Raw genomic sequence first — 17,161 nt, forward strand, 5'->3', positions numbered from 1 at the left:
AGTCCGCTAGGAATTTCGCGACCGGTACTCCGTCGGCGAAGCATTCATGATGCGTCGAAAGCTTCGACTGAAGTGGGCGTGGTCGTAGAAGCCGCAGGCGAGTGCCACTTCCGAAACCGTCTTGCTGGTTTCCGACAGCATCGCCGCAGAGCGTTCGACGCGAATCCGCATCAGATACTGTCTTGGCGACGCATTGAAAGCACGCCGAAACCGTCGTTCGAATTGACTCTGTGAAAGCCCCGCCATGTCGGCCAAGTCAGCGGTCGATAAGTTCTCAGCAAAGCATTCATGTAGATGCTCGATCACATCCGCGAACGCCGCGACGGTTCCTTTCGCTTGACGAATCTGTTCGATCTGACGAGAGAAACCGGCAACGCCGATGACTCGTCCGCGGGGGTCACGCAGCGGCACCTTGCTGGTCATCACCAAACGCGGCGATCCGGCCGACTCGGGCGCGCTCTCGACGCGATTGATGATTGGTTCGCCCGACTGCAAGACAGTCAGGTCGTCGGCGCGATACTCGTCGGCCCGCTGCTTCGGAAAAAAGTCATGGTCCGTCTTCCCGAGGGCCTCGTCCTCGGATGTGACGCCGCAATATTCGCACCCACGCCGATTCAGCGCCACGAAACGGCCCTGCCGATCCTTAACGAAAAACGATAAGCCGGGCAGCAGGTCCAACAGCGAAAAGACCTGCTCATGAGAATCCAATCGGCGAAAAAATCGATCCCTCAAGTCGGTAGTTTTCATGCTCGGATTTTACACAGCCTTGTTTCCACCGTGCAAGACACCATGGTCGAAACAAGCGACAATGGGCGGACTTTGCCTATCCTCAGTGAACCTTTTGATCCGCGACGCTTTTGTCATTTGCCCGTCTTTCCACTCCAAACATTCATCGCCCATGCGATTCACGCGACTCCTAGCCTGCCTTGCGATTTTGTTTCCGATCGCGGTTGCCGACGCAGACGACATCAACTTCAACCGCGACATTCGACCGATCCTTTCGGACAAGTGTTTCTTCTGTCACGGTCCGGATGAAGCTGACCAAGAATCGGGACTGCGATTGGATTCGCGTGACGCGGCGATCGATGTGATCGAGTCCGGTGATCTGATGGAGCGGGTCGCCAGCGATGATCCCGACGTGCTGATGCCGCCTCCGGAATCGAACCTAGCGTTGACCGACGCCGATCGCGAGATGCTGAAGCGTTGGATCGAAGCCGGTGCGCCGTACCAGGGCCATTGGGCGTTCGAACCGTTGCCACAAAGTGTGGCGATTCCGACGGTGAACGACGGCGATCCGAATCGACATCCGATCGACCGATTTGTGTTGGCAAAGTTGGCCGAATCAAAATTGAAACCGGCACCGCCCGCCGATCCGCTTCGTTGGCTCCGACGTGTGACGTTGGACCTGACCGGTTTGCCACCGACGCCCACCGAGATCACGGCGTTCGAAGCGGGCATCGCGGATTTGGGCGATACGATGTACGCACAAACGGTCGACTCGCTGTTGCAGTCGCCGGCCTTTGGCGAACAGATGGCGGTTGCTTGGTTGGACGCGGCACGGTACGCCGATTCCTACGGCTATCAGTCCGACAAGCTGAACACTCAGTGGCCCTACCGCGACTGGGTCGTAAAAGCGCTGAACGACAACCTGCCCTATGACGATTTTCTGACGTGGCAGTTGGCGGGCGATCTGCTGGAAAATCCGACGCGCGAACAAATTCTCGCCACCGCATTCAACCGAATCCACCGGCTTAACAACGAAGGCGGCGCCGTCTTCGAAGAATGGCGAATCGAGAACGCGGCCGACCGAGTGCATACTTTCGGCACCGCGGTCTTAGGATTGACCATGGAGTGCTGTCGGTGTCATGACCACAAGTACGACCCGATCCCGATGCGAGACTATTACTCGCTTTCATCGTTCTTCAATTCTATCGACGAAAGTGGCGTCTACGACCGCACCGAAAAGGTACCTTGCCCGTCGCTGCTTCTGCCTACGCCTGAACAACAAACCGCCTTGGATGACACAAAGCGAGCATTAACCGCTGCGGAGGAATCCTATCGCGACGAGATTGACGCCGCAAAGACGCGATTCGACGCATGGAAGCCAACGATGCCTGAAACGATTGCGATCCCCGATCTTCGGCTCGCACTCAGTTTCGATCGTCCCTATGACAACTCGATCAAGGAAATCTATCATCCATCCGAGTCCGATCGGTCGTGGACTGCGATGCCCGCTCAAGTCGAAGTGAACGACATCGACGTTGCCCGATTGGACCCAAGTTCGGCGGCCGACAAGGGCGATGCAACGGATACGCTGCCACGACGAGCATTGAAGTTGGACGGCGAACGGGGCATCACGACCAAGGACATCGAACCGTTTGACCGATGGATGTCGCTTAGTGTTGTGGTGACGTTCCGCGAAACCAAACGAGTCGCGGCGCGAAGCCTGATCGCCCACCACACACGCGGAACCGATTGTGGATACAACGGCTGGGATTTGACGATCGAGGACGGCCACTTGGAATCGCGAATGGCCCGCGTTTGGCCGGGCAACGCAATCGCGGTTCGCACCGTTGACCCGATTCCGGTCGACCGGTGGCACCAAGTTGCCGCGACGTATGACGGTTCGTCCAGCGCGGCGGGAATGTCGCTCTATCTGAACGGTAAGCGACTGGAAACGGAAATCGTGCGTGATGAACTGAAAAAGAGTTGCAACGTCTTGGTCGACCACGGCGGACAATTCGTCGTGGGCCAACGCTTTCGTGCCCGTGGACTCGACGGTGGCCTGATCGACGACGTCCGCGTCTACTTCCGATCGCTGACCCATCCCGAGTTGGCACAGTTGGCAACCGGCATTCCTGGTTCGGTCGGCTTCGACTATTTCGTTTCCGCGATTGACGACGAAGCTCGCGGCGCGATGGCGCGTTTGACCGATGCCCGAAAGTCCTTCGTAATGGCAGAAGAAGAAATGATCGAAGTTCCGATCATGCGAGAGATGGACGAGCCGCGTGAAACGCACGTGCTGGCCCGCGGCGAATACAACGCACCGACAAGCGAGAAAACTCGTGTTGAGCGATACGCGTTGTCGGCGGTGCCGGTAGAGTTCCCCGACGATGCACCAAAGAACCGTTTGGGACTGGCCCGATGGGTCACCGACCCGAACCATCCGTTGACGTCGCGAGTGGCCGTGAACCGTTTGTGGGGAAACTTCTTCGCGTCGCCCCTGGTACGCACTCCCGAAAATTTCGGATCGCAAGGCGATTTGCCGACGCACCCCGAATTGCTCGACTGGCTGTCACGCGATTTTGTCGACAACGGCTGGGACGTCAAACGACTGTGCAAACAAATCGTTCTCTCGTCGACTTATCGACAAGATTCCAGGGCCGACGCAGCCACCATCGCGGTCGATCCCACCAATGCGCTGCTCGCACGCGGTCCTGCGTATCGCCTAGCCGCCGAACAGATTCGCGACGTGGCTTTGTCCGCATCGGGTCTTCTGGATTCGGAACCCGGTGGACCACCGGTGTCACCGTACCAACCTGGTGGCGACCTTTGGAAAGAGTCCAACAGCATGTCGCCGCCCTACCAACAGTCGGTCGGCCGTTCGCTGTACCGGCGTTCGCTGTACTCGGTGTGGAAGCGAACGGCGCCACTACCCAACATGATGGCGTTCGATTCGACGACGCGTGAGGTCTGCAGCGTCAAGCGTTTTCGCACCAATACTCCGCTGCAAGCCTTGGTCTTGCTCAATGACGTTCAGTTTGTCGAGGCCGCGCGAGTGCTGGCGGAGCAGTTGATGTCGATCGACGATTCGGACGACCGTATCGAAAACGCGTTCTTGCGATTGGCGGGCCGACGCCCCGATGGGCAAGAACGCGAAGTCTTACGCCGCCTGCTGAATGAGGAAGAAGCATTCTATTCAAAGAACGCAGAAGCCGCTAAGCAGATGCTGACGATCGGCGAAAAGCCCTCACAAAGCGACGTCGATCCGACGCAATTGGCGGCAATGACCAACCTTTGCCAAGCCATCATGAACCTCGATGCAACCGTTTGGAAACGATAAGAAACTCAACCATGAATCCATTCAACCCTATCGCCGCCAACCGACGAGTGTTTCTTCGCAACAGCGCTTCCGCCGTGGGCGTCGCCGCGCTGACGTCGATGCTGGACCGCGATGTTTCGGCCGACGAAGTCCCACGGACTCACTTCACGCCGAAGGCCAAGCGGATCATTTACTTGTTCCAGTCGGGCGGCCCGGCTCAACAGGACTTGTTCGACTACAAGCCGCTGCTTAACGAAAAGTATGGCGAAGAGCTGCCCGCCAGTGTTCGTGGCGAACAGCGGTTGACGGGAATGTCAGTGAATCAGTCATCGTTGCCATTGGCGGGATCGAAGTTCAAGTTTTCGCAGCACGGCGAATCGGGCGCCTGGCTAAGCGACCTATTGCCGTACCATCGCGACATCGCCGACGACGTGTGTTTCGTCAAATCGATGTACACCGAAGCGATCAATCACGACCCGGCCATCACAATGTTCCAGACCGGATCCCAGATCGCCGGTCGTCCGTCGCTGGGATCTTGGTTGTCGTATGGATTGGGCAGCGAGAACGAAGACTTGCCGGCTTTCATCGTGTTGGTTTCCGCTGGCCAGGGCGGCCAGCCGCTGTATTCGCGACTGTGGGGCAACGGATTCTTAGACTCGAAATACCAAGGAGTGCAATTTCGTGGCGGCAGTGATCCGGTCCTTTACCTGTCAAATCCAGAAGGCATCCCGGCCGCCCGTCGTCGCAGCCAACTGGATGCAATCAACGCATTAAACCAACACCAATTCGACAAAGAGTTTGACCCAGAGATCGAATCACGGATCGCGCAGTACGAGATGGCGTACCGCATGCAAACGAGTGTACCGGAGGTCAGTGATTTTTCGGACGAACCCGAGTCGACGTTTCAGCTATACGGCGACGACGCACGAAAGCCGGGCACGTTTGCGGCGAACTGTTTGCTTGCCCGTCGCTTGGCACAGCGGGACGTGCGTTTCATTCAACTGTATCACCAGGGCTGGGACCAACACTCCAACCTGCCGAAACAGCTTACCGAACAGGCCAAGGAAACCGATCAAGCGTCGGCGGCATTGGTCAAAGACTTGAAACAGCTCGGCTTGCTCGACGACACACTTGTGATTTGGGGCGGCGAGTTCGGGCGTACGTCGTACACGCAAGGTGTTTTGACGGCTGACAACTACGGACGTGACCACCACCCGCGATGCTTCACGACGTGGATGGCCGGGGGCGGTGTGAAGCCAGGGATCACCTACGGTGCGACCGACGAATTCGGATACAACGTCGTCGAGAATGGCGTCCACGTTCACGACTTCAACGCCACGATCATGCACCTGATGGGCATCGACCACGAACGCTTGACGTACAAGTATCAAGGGCGCCGGTTCCGATTGACCGATGTCCACGGCAACGTGCTGAACGACATACTGAGTTAGCGAGCTGGTCGAACACTCTATCGCCAACACATCAATTGAGTCTGAACGGCGCCGACCTCGGCTTGCCACCTACGAAGGTGGGCGGGCAGCGCATGCTCGTCCAAGCGAATTTCTTGTTCGATGGTGAATCCCGCGTCGGACAACAATCGCGTGATCGCGGCAACGCTGTTGCGTTGGAGGCTGTCGTCGGTTTCATGAACTTCGACGTAGATCGCTTCAATCCGAGGCAAACAGTCGGCGATCTCCTCAAGAACGCGTTGTTCGGCGCCTTCGATATCCAGTTTCAAAAAACTGACGTCACGGTCTGTCAGATATTTCGACAGCCGAACACCGGGAACCGTCGTTTCCGTTGTTCCTTCTCGCTTTGCCCACGCGGGGTCAATCGAGTTTCCGCGAGCGTCGCCGGCTGTTTTGATGTCGCCATAGAACACTACGGGGCCGTCTTGATCATCGACCGCCGCATTGATGCACTTCAGTCCTGGGATATCGTTGAATTCACAGTTCTTTTCCAGAACCTTGAAAGCGTACGGATCGGGTTCGAAGCAAAGCACATCGGCCGTCGGCCAGCGCGTCTTCCATTCCAACGCCGACACGCCAATGTTGGCACCGCAATCGACGATGAAAGGCCGTTCGCCACGCGGCGTAAAGAACGATGGAAACTCGTCGATCTGGCGCACCATCGACTCGGCCGCTTCACGGTGAAGGTGGAACAGTTGGTAGCCGCGGAACTTCATTCGTTGCATGGTCGCCCTCCCCTGGGTCGCTTCAATTCCGATAGAATCCTCGACGGGTCAACCGCAAATTTGCCGCCATCGGATCGATCGAGTCTAAATGTCTGACTTTCATCTGCACATCACGGGAACACTGGGCGTGCTGCTGGGCTTTTGCCTTGCCGCGGGAGTGTTCGCCGATCTGCTGCACCTGCCCAAGGTCACTGCGTACCTGCTGGTCGGGTTGTTGGTCGGCCCCAGCGTGCTGGATTGGATGCCGGGCGAGCACCTGGAGATCCTCGAACCGCTGTTGCTGTTGGCGATGGCGATCGTGCTGTTCAACCTGGGGTGCGAGTTCCCGTTCAAGAAATTTCGCCGCATCGGAAAGCGGTGCTTGGTCCTATCGGCCGCCGAGATTGCGACCACGTTCACGTTCGTGACAGCGGGTTTGTGGGCGTTCGGTTGTTCGCCCAGCATGTCGCTGCTGTTGGGTTGCCTGGCAGTCGCGACGGCACCGGCGACGACGATTCTGGTTTTGAAAGAGTTTCGTTCCGAGGGACCGGTGACCGAGAGCACCGGTTTCCTGGTCGCAATGAACAACTTCGCCTGCATCTTGATGTTTGAGTTCGGTTTCCTGGCCATTCAATTGTTCCAAGGAAAAGCTGAAACGTCCTTGACCGACCAAGTCGTCAACGTTGTCGCGCACTTGGCCGGATCGGCCGTATTGGGAGTCGTCGGCGGACTGATCATCAGCTACGGATGCGGGTTTCTAAACACCAAGCGATGGTTGGTGTTGCTGGTGGCAACGGCGACTTTCCTGCTGGGGCTGAACGAGTCGCTTGAAATCCCCTACATGCTGACGTTCTTTGTGATGGGTGTCACCGTCGCCAATACGTCGGACTACAAGTCGAAGATCACGGACGAGCTGGATCACATTTCCGGTCTGTTGGCCGTGCTGTTCTTTGCCGTTCACGGCACGGGCTTGGACATCCAACAGTTCATCGCGGCCGGCGTTTTGGGTTTGGTCTACATCGTCTTTCGGATCGCCGGAAAATGGGTCGGCGTCTACGTTGCCGCCAAAACGACGAAGCAACCTTTGGAGGTCCGGCATTGGTTGGGCGCCTGCTTGCTGGCACAAGCCGGCGCTGCAATCGCTCTGTCGGCAATCGCGGTTCAGCGCAATCCGGAGCTCGGCAAACCGATTCAAGACATCATCCTGGGTTCGGTTGTCGTTTTCGAAATCATCGGGCCGCTGTTCATTCGAAAATCGCTTCTGGAAACCGGCGAAGTCCCGTTGGCTCAGGCGATTCACCACACAACGCACTCGCCGATTGATCAAATCCGAAGTTTGATCGATCGTTTTCGGTCCAACGTTGACGACGATGAAATGCCGGCCAGCGGATCCAGCCGCGTGAAGGTCAGCGACTTGATTCGCAAGACACCGGGCATCCCTCAGTCGGCAAATTTCGATGACGTGGTGGATCATATCGAACATAGCCACGACAACACCTATCCCGTCGTCGATGACAAGCTAAGCGTCGTCGGCGTCATTCGTTATCCGCTGCTAAGTGACGTCATGTTCGACCACAGCGCTTCCACGCTGGTTAGGGCCGAAGACCTGGTTAGCGTGAACGACGTGGTTCTTCATCCGGACGAACCGGCATCGCGGGCTTTCGAGTTGTTTCAAAATGAAACCGACGATTGCATTCCGGTCGTCACTCGAACCGAGCCGAACGAATTGCTGGGTGTTGTCCGTCGCAGCGATGTCGTACACGCCTTGATCACCCAGCGGCGTAAGAACAAATGACATCACGGGCTCCATGTCGCATGCATGGGTAATCAGGTCGTCGCCGACAGACGCCGCAAATAGCCATCGACCCACACCCAAACGTGCTCGGCAATGCTGTGGTTATAGCGATCCGCTTGAATCCGACCTGTTGAACCCGCTGGAAGTGAATCGACACCACTGAGACGTAGCTCGGCTCGCCCCGCGAAATGTGGCTGAACCAACTCAGCCTCATTGGATGGTTCGGCGTTGTTCTCGCTTTTGGCCGGCGGCCGCACTGCTAAATCGCCGCCACCCGTTGCCGTCAATCGCGGATCCGTGACCACGTCCGCATGCGGCTGAACGACCCGCAAGGTTGCAGAGGCCTGGGTCAAGTTTGCCGTGGGAACGAACCGAACCGTCTCACCAACTCTCCCAGCAAAAGTCTCGAAATCGGTTTGCGCGATCGCAAGAACGATTTCTTTTTTGTTGACGTCAACGATCTGCATCAGCGGCGTACCCTCGCTGAGAAATCGACCTCGCTGCTGCTCGAAACGCGATTGAGAATTCATGGCAACGACCGTGCCCGACGCCGGAGCCGTCAGCACGAGTTTGCTAATCTGTTCGTTCGCTTCATCGAGCTGATCTTCGATCGCGTCACCCGTTGCAGATTCCGCTTGAGCGAGCGCAATGTCGCCGGCCAGTCGGGCACGACGCGCGCGCAAGCGAGAGATTTCCAGTTTCGCGAAAAGCTCCTTCGACCGCGATGCTAACTTAACGTTCTCAAGGACCGCCAAACGCTGCCCTGCTTCGACAGACTCGCCTTCGGCAACCAACATCTCAACAATGAAGCCGTCGGCCGCAGCACGGACCATATTTGGATTCGCGAACATCACGACACCGGGCGCCGTCACTCCCATCGGCCAGGGTACGAAAAATGCGCCAACGACGACCGCGACAGCCAACGGCATCAACCGAGTCAGCAAGTGCCTACGGCAACGGGCACCGGCCACCGACGCTTCGCCAATGACCTTGGCGACACGATACGCTGGAACGCCCCACCACAACACCAAGCTTGCGATCGCAAGGATCAATCCGAAACCGTGCAACAGATTCGACGCTGCGATTGCCAAACCCAGGCACACGACGACTCGCCATATTGCCGCCGCAACGCCGTAGCCGAATAACACGACAAACCGCCCGCGAATCTCCGGTGCAAGCCTGAGTCGCTTTCCCAGAAAGAAGCGGCTCGTCACATAGCGAACCGCTTGGGATGCCGACGCCGCCAAATTGGGCAAGTCCAGTACATCGGAAAGTAAGTAGTACCCGTCGAAACGCATCAGAAAGTTGGCGTTGAACAGAAGCGTCGTCAACGTACCCGTCAGCATGATATTGAACAAATGAAATCGAACGACCGGATCGACGCAATGTGTCCAAGCGATCGCCGCCACCGCTGCAATCGCCATTTCGACCATCATTCCCGCGGCCGACACCAACATCCGACGACGCTTGGAAACGAATCCCCAGCACGACGTCACGTCGACGTAGGGCACCGGCACAAACAGGATAAAGACAACGCCGAACTCGCGCACGCGGCCGCCGAATGCATAACAGGCGATCGCGTGACCGATTTCGTGGACCAACTTCAGTCCCACAAAAACGATCAACAGCCAAACCGCCGTGTCCGTCGACATGATCCCACGGAGCGAATCACCAATCGCGGCCGGCGATTGGGTGATCAATGCACCGGCGAATGTGAGTAGAGCAACCCATAGACCGATCGAAAGCGGATGCAGCAGGAATCTACCATGCTTGCAGGCGCGTTCGAACGACTCGCTGGGTGTTCCCCAACGCCATTTCAAAAACAGCGGATTCGAATTTCCGAGAGTGGCTGCCTGAGCCGATTTGAACCGGGCCGTTCGAATTCGGTCCACTCGATCGACGGAATTACCGTTCGCATCAACGGCACTTGCTAAACCATTGTCCAACATCCACCGGCATGTTTCCGCAGCTTCGATCATCGTGATTGCCGACGCGTTCATGCGTGTTGCAACGCGGCTGACTGCGACTTGTAATGGTGTCGAACCATCCAACACCGAAACGAGTGCGTACTGCGAAACGCCCAGTTGATAAAATCGCGATGCTACAGGATCTTCGACCACATAGATGGCTTCGCCACCCGACTGCGTCAGCGTCCATCGCAAATCATTTCGCAGCTTCAATCGAAGGTTCGCCAACTCAAACGTTTCCGCGTTCCATTCGTCGCTACGTTGCGTTGTTCGAGCATCGGTCATCGAATACTCCGATACAGGCTTTCGCAGGCATGGTGAAACATGACCCAGCCTAGACTCTTTTGGCCTGCGTCCACCTTCGTGCGACCGCGCATCCCGGGTCGCAGAAGTTTCGCTTCGTTTTCGAGTTCCACTTCCGCCAAGAAAATGTTCTGTCCATCGCGAATCTCTGACATCGGACGAATGCACTTGATGGAGGCATCAATCGATTCCAGAGGTTGCCCGTCGAGTGTCAATCGGATCGACTGGTCGATTCGGACGTAAGGCAATTCGCGTTCCGGGATTTCGATCTCGGCGCGCAAACGATCCAACGGCGCGATCTGCATCAACACATCTCCTTCTCGAATCATCGCGCCTCGTGCATCATGCCAATCGCCCTGAAGAACGACGCCGTCAACGTCGCTTGTGATGCTCAAGTGGGCCAACTGATGCTCGACCAAGTCAATCTGGGCGTCCAATTGATCGACTTCCAGTTTCGCAATTTGAGTCTCGGCGGGAAGTCGCAGCGTCCGCTGGACGTCGACTTGTTTGGAAGCCCGTTGGCGATGGGCGATCAACTCGGCTCTTCTCAGTTCCAATTCGACGCCATCCATTTCGGCGATTTGTTGGCCCGCGATGACGGCGTCGCCCGGCCGAACAAACGCTTGCTTTAGGATCCCCGAATGTGGAGCCGTTGCGAATCGCTGGGACATCGCCGAAAGAACGGTGCTGCAATCGACTCGATGAGGCACCGGAACCATCATCACCGCGCCGGCCACGACTGCGCCCAAGGCGATCGCTCGGACGCGGCTACGCGTGGTGGCGGTGACTCGGTTCCCCCAGCGCGCCAGCGGACTCTCACCCGCGCGGCGCGACATCGCCAGAGCTTCCGACAAGTACCCGCCGACGGAACTCGCGAACCGATCCTGGGAAGTATCGTCGCTAGAGTTGCCGTCGCGGATGACCATCCACGCTCCGATCACGATCCCCTTCGCCGTGATCAACGGGTAGGTATCGATCCGCGGAAGTGCAATCGAAGCGGCAAGTTGCCGATGCGCCAACTGCATCAGCCCCGATTCTACGTCGTCGCGGCGATAGCGAGTCTCGGTTTCGCCCAACGACTGAAACCGAACCAGACTCTCTGACATGGCTTCCACCATCAACCGCGTCACCTCACCGTCACGGCCGACGTCTGAAACCGACGAAATGGCTTCGATGCGGACGCGGGGAACTGCCGTCATCGACGCGTTATCGGAAATCGAGTCCATCGACCATGGAAACGGACGGCAGTGTCCGATCGCGACGAAACTTGCATCCAGATGGTCGGCAATTCGATTCGCGGCAACCAACGACGCGTCCTTCATGTCGGATGATGAAGCCAATTCGACCATCAACTCGGCGATCGCGGCCGAGTTGTCGGCCTGTTGATCGATCGCACGTAGGCTGCTTCGCTCATCGAATCGAGTGACGCATGCGGATGCAAGTTGTGCGACCAGCAGGAACGGCTCGACGTTACGCGAAGGTAACTCCATCGCCAAAGCGATCGCCTGACCCGGCGATGTTCCGATGGGAACGCAAAGTACCGTAAGAGGATCGGCGAAATCAGCTTTTTGCGTGCCGTCCTTCAAAGCCTTGCCGATGGTTGGTGTCACCGATGCGTGCGAAAGCCCTAGGTTCTGGGATGCCAGCGCGTTGTATTCGCTACGCACCGAAACCACGTCGGACGATCCCTCGGCGTAACCGACCCAGATCGCGCGGGTCAGGTTGCCCACGCTGTGTAGCAGCTCGGCGATCATCGTGGGACGATCAACCCCAGAAGTCGAGAGTCGATCGAGGTGTGCTTGGAATTCGTCAAACGAAGGGGCTGCGTGCCGATCGTGCGCTCCATCCATCCGACGATACGCATCGCCGTTGCCAGCGGAAACGAACTCGGAAGCCGACGCGCTGCGATTTCGCGATGTCGCTCTAGATGATTGAGTCGAAGTAGATGGATTCATAGTTTCTTCAATACTGCAGGTGATCGCGATGTCGAAGCGAAGACGGGCCGGGTTACCGCAGTTGCACACCACGGCGTTGTGCGATGTGACCGAACGAATCGGTGAGCATGCATCGCATGCCACTGCGAAATTCTCCGCTTCGGTTGTCGACCAGGACTTCGATGCGGACGGTTCCGCTGCCAGAATCCGTGACCGGAGAAATGAATTCCACGGTCGCCTGGGCGTCTTGATTCGTTTCTTGGAATTGCACTGCGATTCGATCACCCGCTCTCAATCGAACGGCGTCGGACGTCGGAACGTCGTAGCGCACGCGAAGCTGGTCCAAGCGAGCCAGCTTCGCGACGTACCCATCGGCGGCATTGACCCGTTCACCAACGGCGTGTGGTAACTCCAAGACGACGCCATCGAAAGGGGCGACGATCCAGTGACGGTCGATCTGTGCTTGGATCTGTGTGACCTCTTGGCCAACCACATTCAGCTTGTCTTCGGCCGACTGTTTTCCCGCTTCGGCGATCGCAACAGCCAACTCGGCGTCGATCACTTCTTGGTCACTTGCGTGTGATTTTTCTCGCAGTGAAATCAATTGTTCCAAGTGGTTACGTCGGTGGCGAAGCGTGGCTTGGGCCGCCGCAAGTTCGCCGCGGCTTCGGAAACGCACCTGTGCGGCGGCCAAGGAAGCATCCAGCACAGACGTATCGAAGCGACAAATCAATTGCCCCGCTCGCACCATGGCGCCCTCGGCCGTGGCGATTTCTGCAAGTACTCCCGAATCCGCCGCCGCCAAGTCAACCTGTTCGACGGGCCGCGCGAAACCTTCATGGACGACGTTGTCCTGCGGCGCCGCGGCAAACAAGCCGGGCGACGACGCGATAATCGCAATCGCCGTACAAACGATCGCTGATTGGATTGAGTATTTCATGGTTCACGATTCCGTTCGACAAGATCTAGGCGACGTGCTGGCGCAGTCCGTTCAGGTGAATTTCATTATTCAGGATTGACTCTCTAACTTCCGCCTGGTCCAACTCCACGGCACATTGCAAGTCTTCAATTGTCTGGTCCCAAGCCCGATTCGATGCCGCGTTTTTCAGGTTACGCATTTTCTTCGCAAGACCTGGCGTATAGCGTCGGATCAGTTCGTCATCGGGCGCGATCATGAACTGTCCCGATCCCGGTTGCCCCTGACGTCCGGCCCGGCCCAGCAATTGACGATCAACCCGCCGCGTCAGGTTGCGTTCGACGGCGATCACGTGCAGCCCACCCGCCAACAATGCGTCAGCGTCGGAAGTGATATCGGTGCCGCGACCGGCCATGTTGGTCGCGACCGTGACAGCGCCGCGGACGCCAGCGCTGGCAACGAGTTCGGATTCGCGTTGGTCCTGCAATCCGTTCAGCAAACGGTGGCCAACGCCGACGGTAGTCAACGCCGCCGATACCCTTTGCGACTGGTCGATCGAGCGAGTACCGACCAGCACCGGTTGCCCCGACCGACTGCGGCCAAGGACGTCTCGTCCGATCGCTTCCATACGAAAAACATCGGACGCAAAGTACATCGTCGCGTGCTCGATACGAAGGCATGGAAGTCGCGTCGGAATGGTCTCAACACCCATGCCGTAGTCGGCCTTCCACCGCTTCGGTTGGTTCCCAGCCGTACCCGTCATCCCCGACAGATGCACGTATCGCCGAAAATAGCTTTGCCTTGCAATCCGCGAGATCGTTACGCGTTCGTGGTTGATCGCAACACCTTCCTTCGCTTGAACCGCTTGGTGGAGTCCCTCGTTCCATTGACGATCGGGAACGATTCGACCAGTCGGGCCGTCAACGATCTGGACTTCGCCATCGCAAACGACATAGTCTTTGTTTCGAACAAGTAAATGCTTTGCACGCAGCGCCGCAGTCACGTATCCCGCCCAAGGCCGATCGAGTCGCCAACAAGCCTGAACCGACATGCGATCGCCTAGCCACTCCGCCGCCCGCCTTGCCCCCTCGGGAAGCAACCGGACAGACTCAGTATTTGGATCGATGACGAAATCGTCGTCGACGTGGAGCTCATCAACAAATTCGTTGGCCCACCGCACGACTTCGATCGCATCGTTATTGTCAAACGGCGATGCAGCACTGAGCACCAAGGGAGTCATCGCTTCATCGATCAACACGCTGTCGATTTCGTCGACGATGGCCACATGGTGCTGCCGCTGCACCCGAAGTGGTTCGCTCGCATCACCCGATAACTGGTCGCGTAAGCCACGACCGAGCCGACGAATCGGTCGATTAGCGATGCTCACCTGGTCTCGCAGGTAGTCGAAGCCAAATTGGTAACCTGTCGCGAACGTGATATCACATCCGTATGCAGCCTTTTTCGCGTCGATCGACTGCGTCGCTTCCGATAATCCGCACGTCAATCCGATCGTTTCGAAAGCCGGTGCGAGCGTCTGTTGGTCTCGTGCGGCAAGGTACGCATTGGTGGTCGCGACGTGTACTTGCCGACCCGACATGGCTAACACCATGGCGGGAATCGTACCGGCGATCGTTTTCCCTTCGCCCGTTTGCATTTCGGCGATTCCGCCGCGAATCATGGTCAACCCTGCAAGGATCTGAACGTCGTAGGGAACCACACCCAATCCGCGTCGAATGGCTTCACGTGAAATGGCCAGCGCCTCAATCAGCCAATTCGCATCTGTGACCGCAGAGTTCGAACGAGGAAGCCTCGTCGCTGAACTTCGAAACTCGCCCGCCGACCAGCGGGACATCACATCGGATCGTTCAGCCGATCGCGAGATCAAAAGCTTGTCCGCCAAGGTGTTTCCCCCGGGCCGCTTCGCCCAAGCGTTTCGCATTGCCGCGGCAATGGACTTTCTCATTCGATCAATCCCGCATCAATCAGCCCGACTTCGGTCTGATCGTTCAAGTAGTCCGAATCTGGGACAGCCATGCTTTCCGATGAAGCAACGTAGGGAAGTGATGGGGCCATGGAAGTGGATGCGATACCGTCTTTGTCAAGCATCGTCATCGGAAGCCCGCACGAGTAACCGACACCCGAGGTGATATTCTCGTGTTGCAGAAGCGTTCCCGTCGCACGCTTCAGATTCATCAACGAAAGGTTGTACGTCGTTTGCGCTTTTGCGAACTCAAATTCTGCGACGGTCAATTGCGACTGTGCGTCCAGCACGTCTTCCAAGTACAGGCCAACCGATTGGTCTACGCCTGGCAAGTGCGCCCAGCGTTCAACAACGTTGTCCAGCCGGTTGGCGGCCGCCATCATGGACACATACTTGGCAACCGAATCTCGCTCGGACGTACGGACTTCTCTGGCGGCAACCTTCGTTTCCATCAACAGCGTTTCAACCGTCGCTCGGAATTGATTTTGAAGCTGGCGTACTTCCAAGGTTCGCCGCGTCAACCGAGCACGTGCAGCACGATTGCCGATCGGCATTTCATAGGCCAAGCCCAGCGCATAGCTTGGCGTTCCCTCACTGAACTGATCCGCCCAAGCTCCGCCGAGATCGCTGCGACCCCGCAGTCCGGCGACATAGGTTTCGGCAATGAAATCGAATTGGGGCATCAATTCGTTCCGTGACATACCCAATCGAATGCACGCGGCCTTCACTTGTTTGATCGCTTGATTGACTTCGGGCCGCATCTGCAGTGCGGTCGTCAAGACATCTCCGATCTCTAGCGACTCGACGTCCTGGATCGGCATGTGAGTCGGGATCATTTCAAGATTCAAAGCTAACGCGAACTCGGGATCGTTCACCAGAGCTTGTATGCGGTCTTGCGAGTTGCGAACCGCCATTTCGGCACGCACCAGTTCCGCACGACGGTTTGCGACCGCCGCATTCACGCGAACGAGTTGACTTCCAACCACGTCAACCGAAGAACGAGCTTCCAAATTGGCGGCGATCTCGACGCCCATTTCAAGCAAACGTCTTTTCTGGATCAACGAAACGCGTTCCAGGTAGAGAGCCCAATAGGCTCGCGTGACCTCCAACAGATGAGACTGCAATTGTCGCGAAAACTCGTCATTCGCAACGCTCGTGTCAATTTTCGCAAGAACGACCAGGCTATTGTTGTAGACTTGGCCGCGACCACGCATCAGCGGCTGGACATAGCTGAGACGGATGCGTGACGTGCCCTGATCGTTGGGTTGGAAGAACGTACTGTTGGTGTTCTGGAACCCCAGATCTTGCGCGGCTTCGAAACGTCCGCCGTAGGTATTGCGACGGGCAACTCCGCCGGTTGCCGTCCATTGGTTGTTGTTGTAACGCGAGGCGCCACCTGTGGTCAGTGTGTTGCCAACGGGATCCGATGTATCGTCCCAGCGCGTGTTCATGAACGCCGACCAGTCGAACGACGCACACGCTTCGGTGATCGCGGTCTGTCGAATCAACGGCAGATCGCTGAACACCTTGACTTGAGCGGAATGCTCGAGAGTTCGAATCAACAGCGATTCGATATCGACTGGCTTAGAAGTCGCCTCGGGTTGCAGCGTCGACGTGATCGACTGATTCCACCAGGGCTGGAATCCCGTTGGTATCGAACCCACGTTCACCATGCTCGCCTGTTCTGCTGCGTCCGACATCGCGGCGGTATCAATGTGCGACTGATACGCTTCGACGTTTGCACCCCCGCTGGTGTACTGACCCATGCAATTGGAGGACAGAGCGGGAGCAACGATGGCGGCGAGAAAAAGACGACGGACCGCGGTCCCTGCTCGCACGAATTTGCGAACGCCTAAACGTAGGTGCATGGTGAATCCATTCAACAGTATGCAGGAGTGGGGCTTCGGCGAAGAAGGCACATTCCCACGCCGATGCTTCTCAATATCGGCCGCCTACATAGACATCCCTGAACATGTCACCACTATCGCCACTTGTGAACATTGCGACGATATTTTGCTTTGATCACCGTTGACGTGGTTGATCCGCAAAA

The 17,161-nt window shown here is 57.3% G+C and carries 10 protein-coding genes; 3 read left to right on the top strand and 7 right to left on the bottom strand.

Annotated elements, in window-relative coordinates:
- Positions 1-6: 6 nt before the first annotated feature.
- Positions 7-747 (bottom strand): AraC family transcriptional regulator, encoded by a 741-nt coding sequence (locus Poly51_RS01210; protein WP_146453530.1) that lies wholly within the window; start codon positions 745-747, stop codon positions 7-9.
- Between the two features lie 151 nt (positions 748-898).
- Here Poly51_RS01210 and Poly51_RS01215 point away from each other — a divergent pair, with 151 nt between their 5' ends.
- Together Poly51_RS01215 and Poly51_RS01220 are read left to right on the top strand one after the other, a co-directional pair.
- Positions 899-4,063: a DUF1553 domain-containing protein gene (locus tag Poly51_RS01215; protein ID WP_146453531.1), complete on the top strand. Its 3,165-nt coding sequence runs from the start codon at positions 899-901 to the stop codon at positions 4,061-4,063.
- An 11-nt stretch (positions 4,064-4,074) separates the two neighbouring features.
- Entirely contained in the window at positions 4,075-5,493 is a 1,419-nt protein-coding gene (locus tag Poly51_RS01220; protein ID WP_146453532.1) for a DUF1501 domain-containing protein, read from the top strand.
- Positions 5,494-5,510: 17 nt separating this feature from the next.
- On the opposite strand, the gene Poly51_RS01225 is transcribed toward Poly51_RS01220, so the two are convergent.
- Positions 5,511-6,236 (bottom strand): FkbM family methyltransferase, encoded by a 726-nt coding sequence (locus Poly51_RS01225; protein ID WP_146453533.1) that lies wholly within the window; start codon positions 6,234-6,236, stop codon positions 5,511-5,513.
- A gap of 88 nt (positions 6,237-6,324) precedes the next feature.
- Between Poly51_RS01225 and Poly51_RS01230 the strand changes: the two genes are divergently transcribed.
- A complete protein-coding gene (locus tag Poly51_RS01230; RefSeq protein WP_146453534.1) occupies positions 6,325-8,010 on the top strand; it encodes a cation:proton antiporter domain-containing protein in 1,686 nt (561 codons plus the stop codon).
- A 32-nt stretch (positions 8,011-8,042) separates the two neighbouring features.
- Here Poly51_RS01230 and Poly51_RS01235 read toward each other — a convergent pair whose 3' ends face one another.
- Genes Poly51_RS01235 through Poly51_RS01255 form a run of 5 tightly spaced genes read right to left on the bottom strand, consistent with a single transcriptional unit; the run spans position 8,043 to position 16,979 of the window.
- The gene (locus Poly51_RS01235) at positions 8,043-10,262 is read right to left on the bottom strand and encodes an HlyD family efflux transporter periplasmic adaptor subunit (RefSeq protein WP_146453535.1); all 2,220 of its coding nucleotides are present in this window, start codon (positions 10,260-10,262) and stop codon (positions 8,043-8,045) included.
- Positions 10,259-12,235: an efflux RND transporter periplasmic adaptor subunit gene (locus tag Poly51_RS01240; RefSeq protein ID WP_146453536.1), complete on the bottom strand. Its 1,977-nt coding sequence runs from the start codon at positions 12,233-12,235 to the stop codon at positions 10,259-10,261. Before Poly51_RS01240 ends, Poly51_RS01235 begins: the two co-directional genes overlap by 4 nt.
- A 52-nt stretch (positions 12,236-12,287) precedes the next feature.
- Complete coding sequence (locus Poly51_RS01245) at positions 12,288-13,154, bottom strand: efflux RND transporter periplasmic adaptor subunit (protein WP_146453537.1); 867 nt, start codon at positions 13,152-13,154, stop codon at positions 12,288-12,290.
- A 25-nt stretch (positions 13,155-13,179) separates the two neighbouring features.
- Positions 13,180-15,093: a preprotein translocase subunit SecA gene (locus tag Poly51_RS01250; RefSeq protein WP_146453538.1), complete on the bottom strand. Its 1,914-nt coding sequence runs from the start codon at positions 15,091-15,093 to the stop codon at positions 13,180-13,182.
- On the bottom strand, positions 15,090-16,979 hold the full coding sequence (locus Poly51_RS01255) for a TolC family protein (protein ID WP_146453539.1): 1,890 nt from the start codon (positions 16,977-16,979) through the stop codon (positions 15,090-15,092). Before Poly51_RS01255 ends, Poly51_RS01250 begins: the two co-directional genes overlap by 4 nt.
- Between the last annotated feature and the right edge of the window lie 182 nt (positions 16,980-17,161).

The sequence above is a fragment of the Rubripirellula tenax genome (genome assembly GCF_007860125.1).
Taxonomy (GTDB): domain Bacteria; phylum Planctomycetota; class Planctomycetia; order Pirellulales; family Pirellulaceae; genus Rubripirellula; species Rubripirellula tenax.

Coding starts and splice junctions, on each gene's coding strand:
- Poly51_RS01245 (WP_146453537.1), bottom strand. CDS start 13,154: ATGAAATACTCAATCCAATCAGCGATCGTTTGTACGGCGATTGCGATT.
- Poly51_RS01235 (WP_146453535.1), bottom strand. CDS start 10,262: ATGACCGATGCTCGAACAACGCAACGTAGCGACGAATGGAACGCGGAA.
- Poly51_RS01255 (WP_146453539.1), bottom strand. CDS start 16,979: ATGCACCTACGTTTAGGCGTTCGCAAATTCGTGCGAGCAGGGACCGCG.
- Poly51_RS01225 (WP_146453533.1), bottom strand. CDS start 6,236: ATGCAACGAATGAAGTTCCGCGGCTACCAACTGTTCCACCTTCACCGT.
- Poly51_RS01215 (WP_146453531.1), top strand. CDS start 899: ATGCGATTCACGCGACTCCTAGCCTGCCTTGCGATTTTGTTTCCGATC.
- Poly51_RS01240 (WP_146453536.1), bottom strand. CDS start 12,235: ATGAATCCATCTACTTCGACTCAATCATCTAGAGCGACATCGCGAAAT.
- Poly51_RS01250 (WP_146453538.1), bottom strand. CDS start 15,093: ATGAGAAAGTCCATTGCCGCGGCAATGCGAAACGCTTGGGCGAAGCGG.
- Poly51_RS01210 (WP_146453530.1), bottom strand. CDS start 747: ATGAAAACTACCGACTTGAGGGATCGATTTTTTCGCCGATTGGATTCT.
- Poly51_RS01220 (WP_146453532.1), top strand. CDS start 4,075: ATGAATCCATTCAACCCTATCGCCGCCAACCGACGAGTGTTTCTTCGC.
- Poly51_RS01230 (WP_146453534.1), top strand. CDS start 6,325: ATGTCTGACTTTCATCTGCACATCACGGGAACACTGGGCGTGCTGCTG.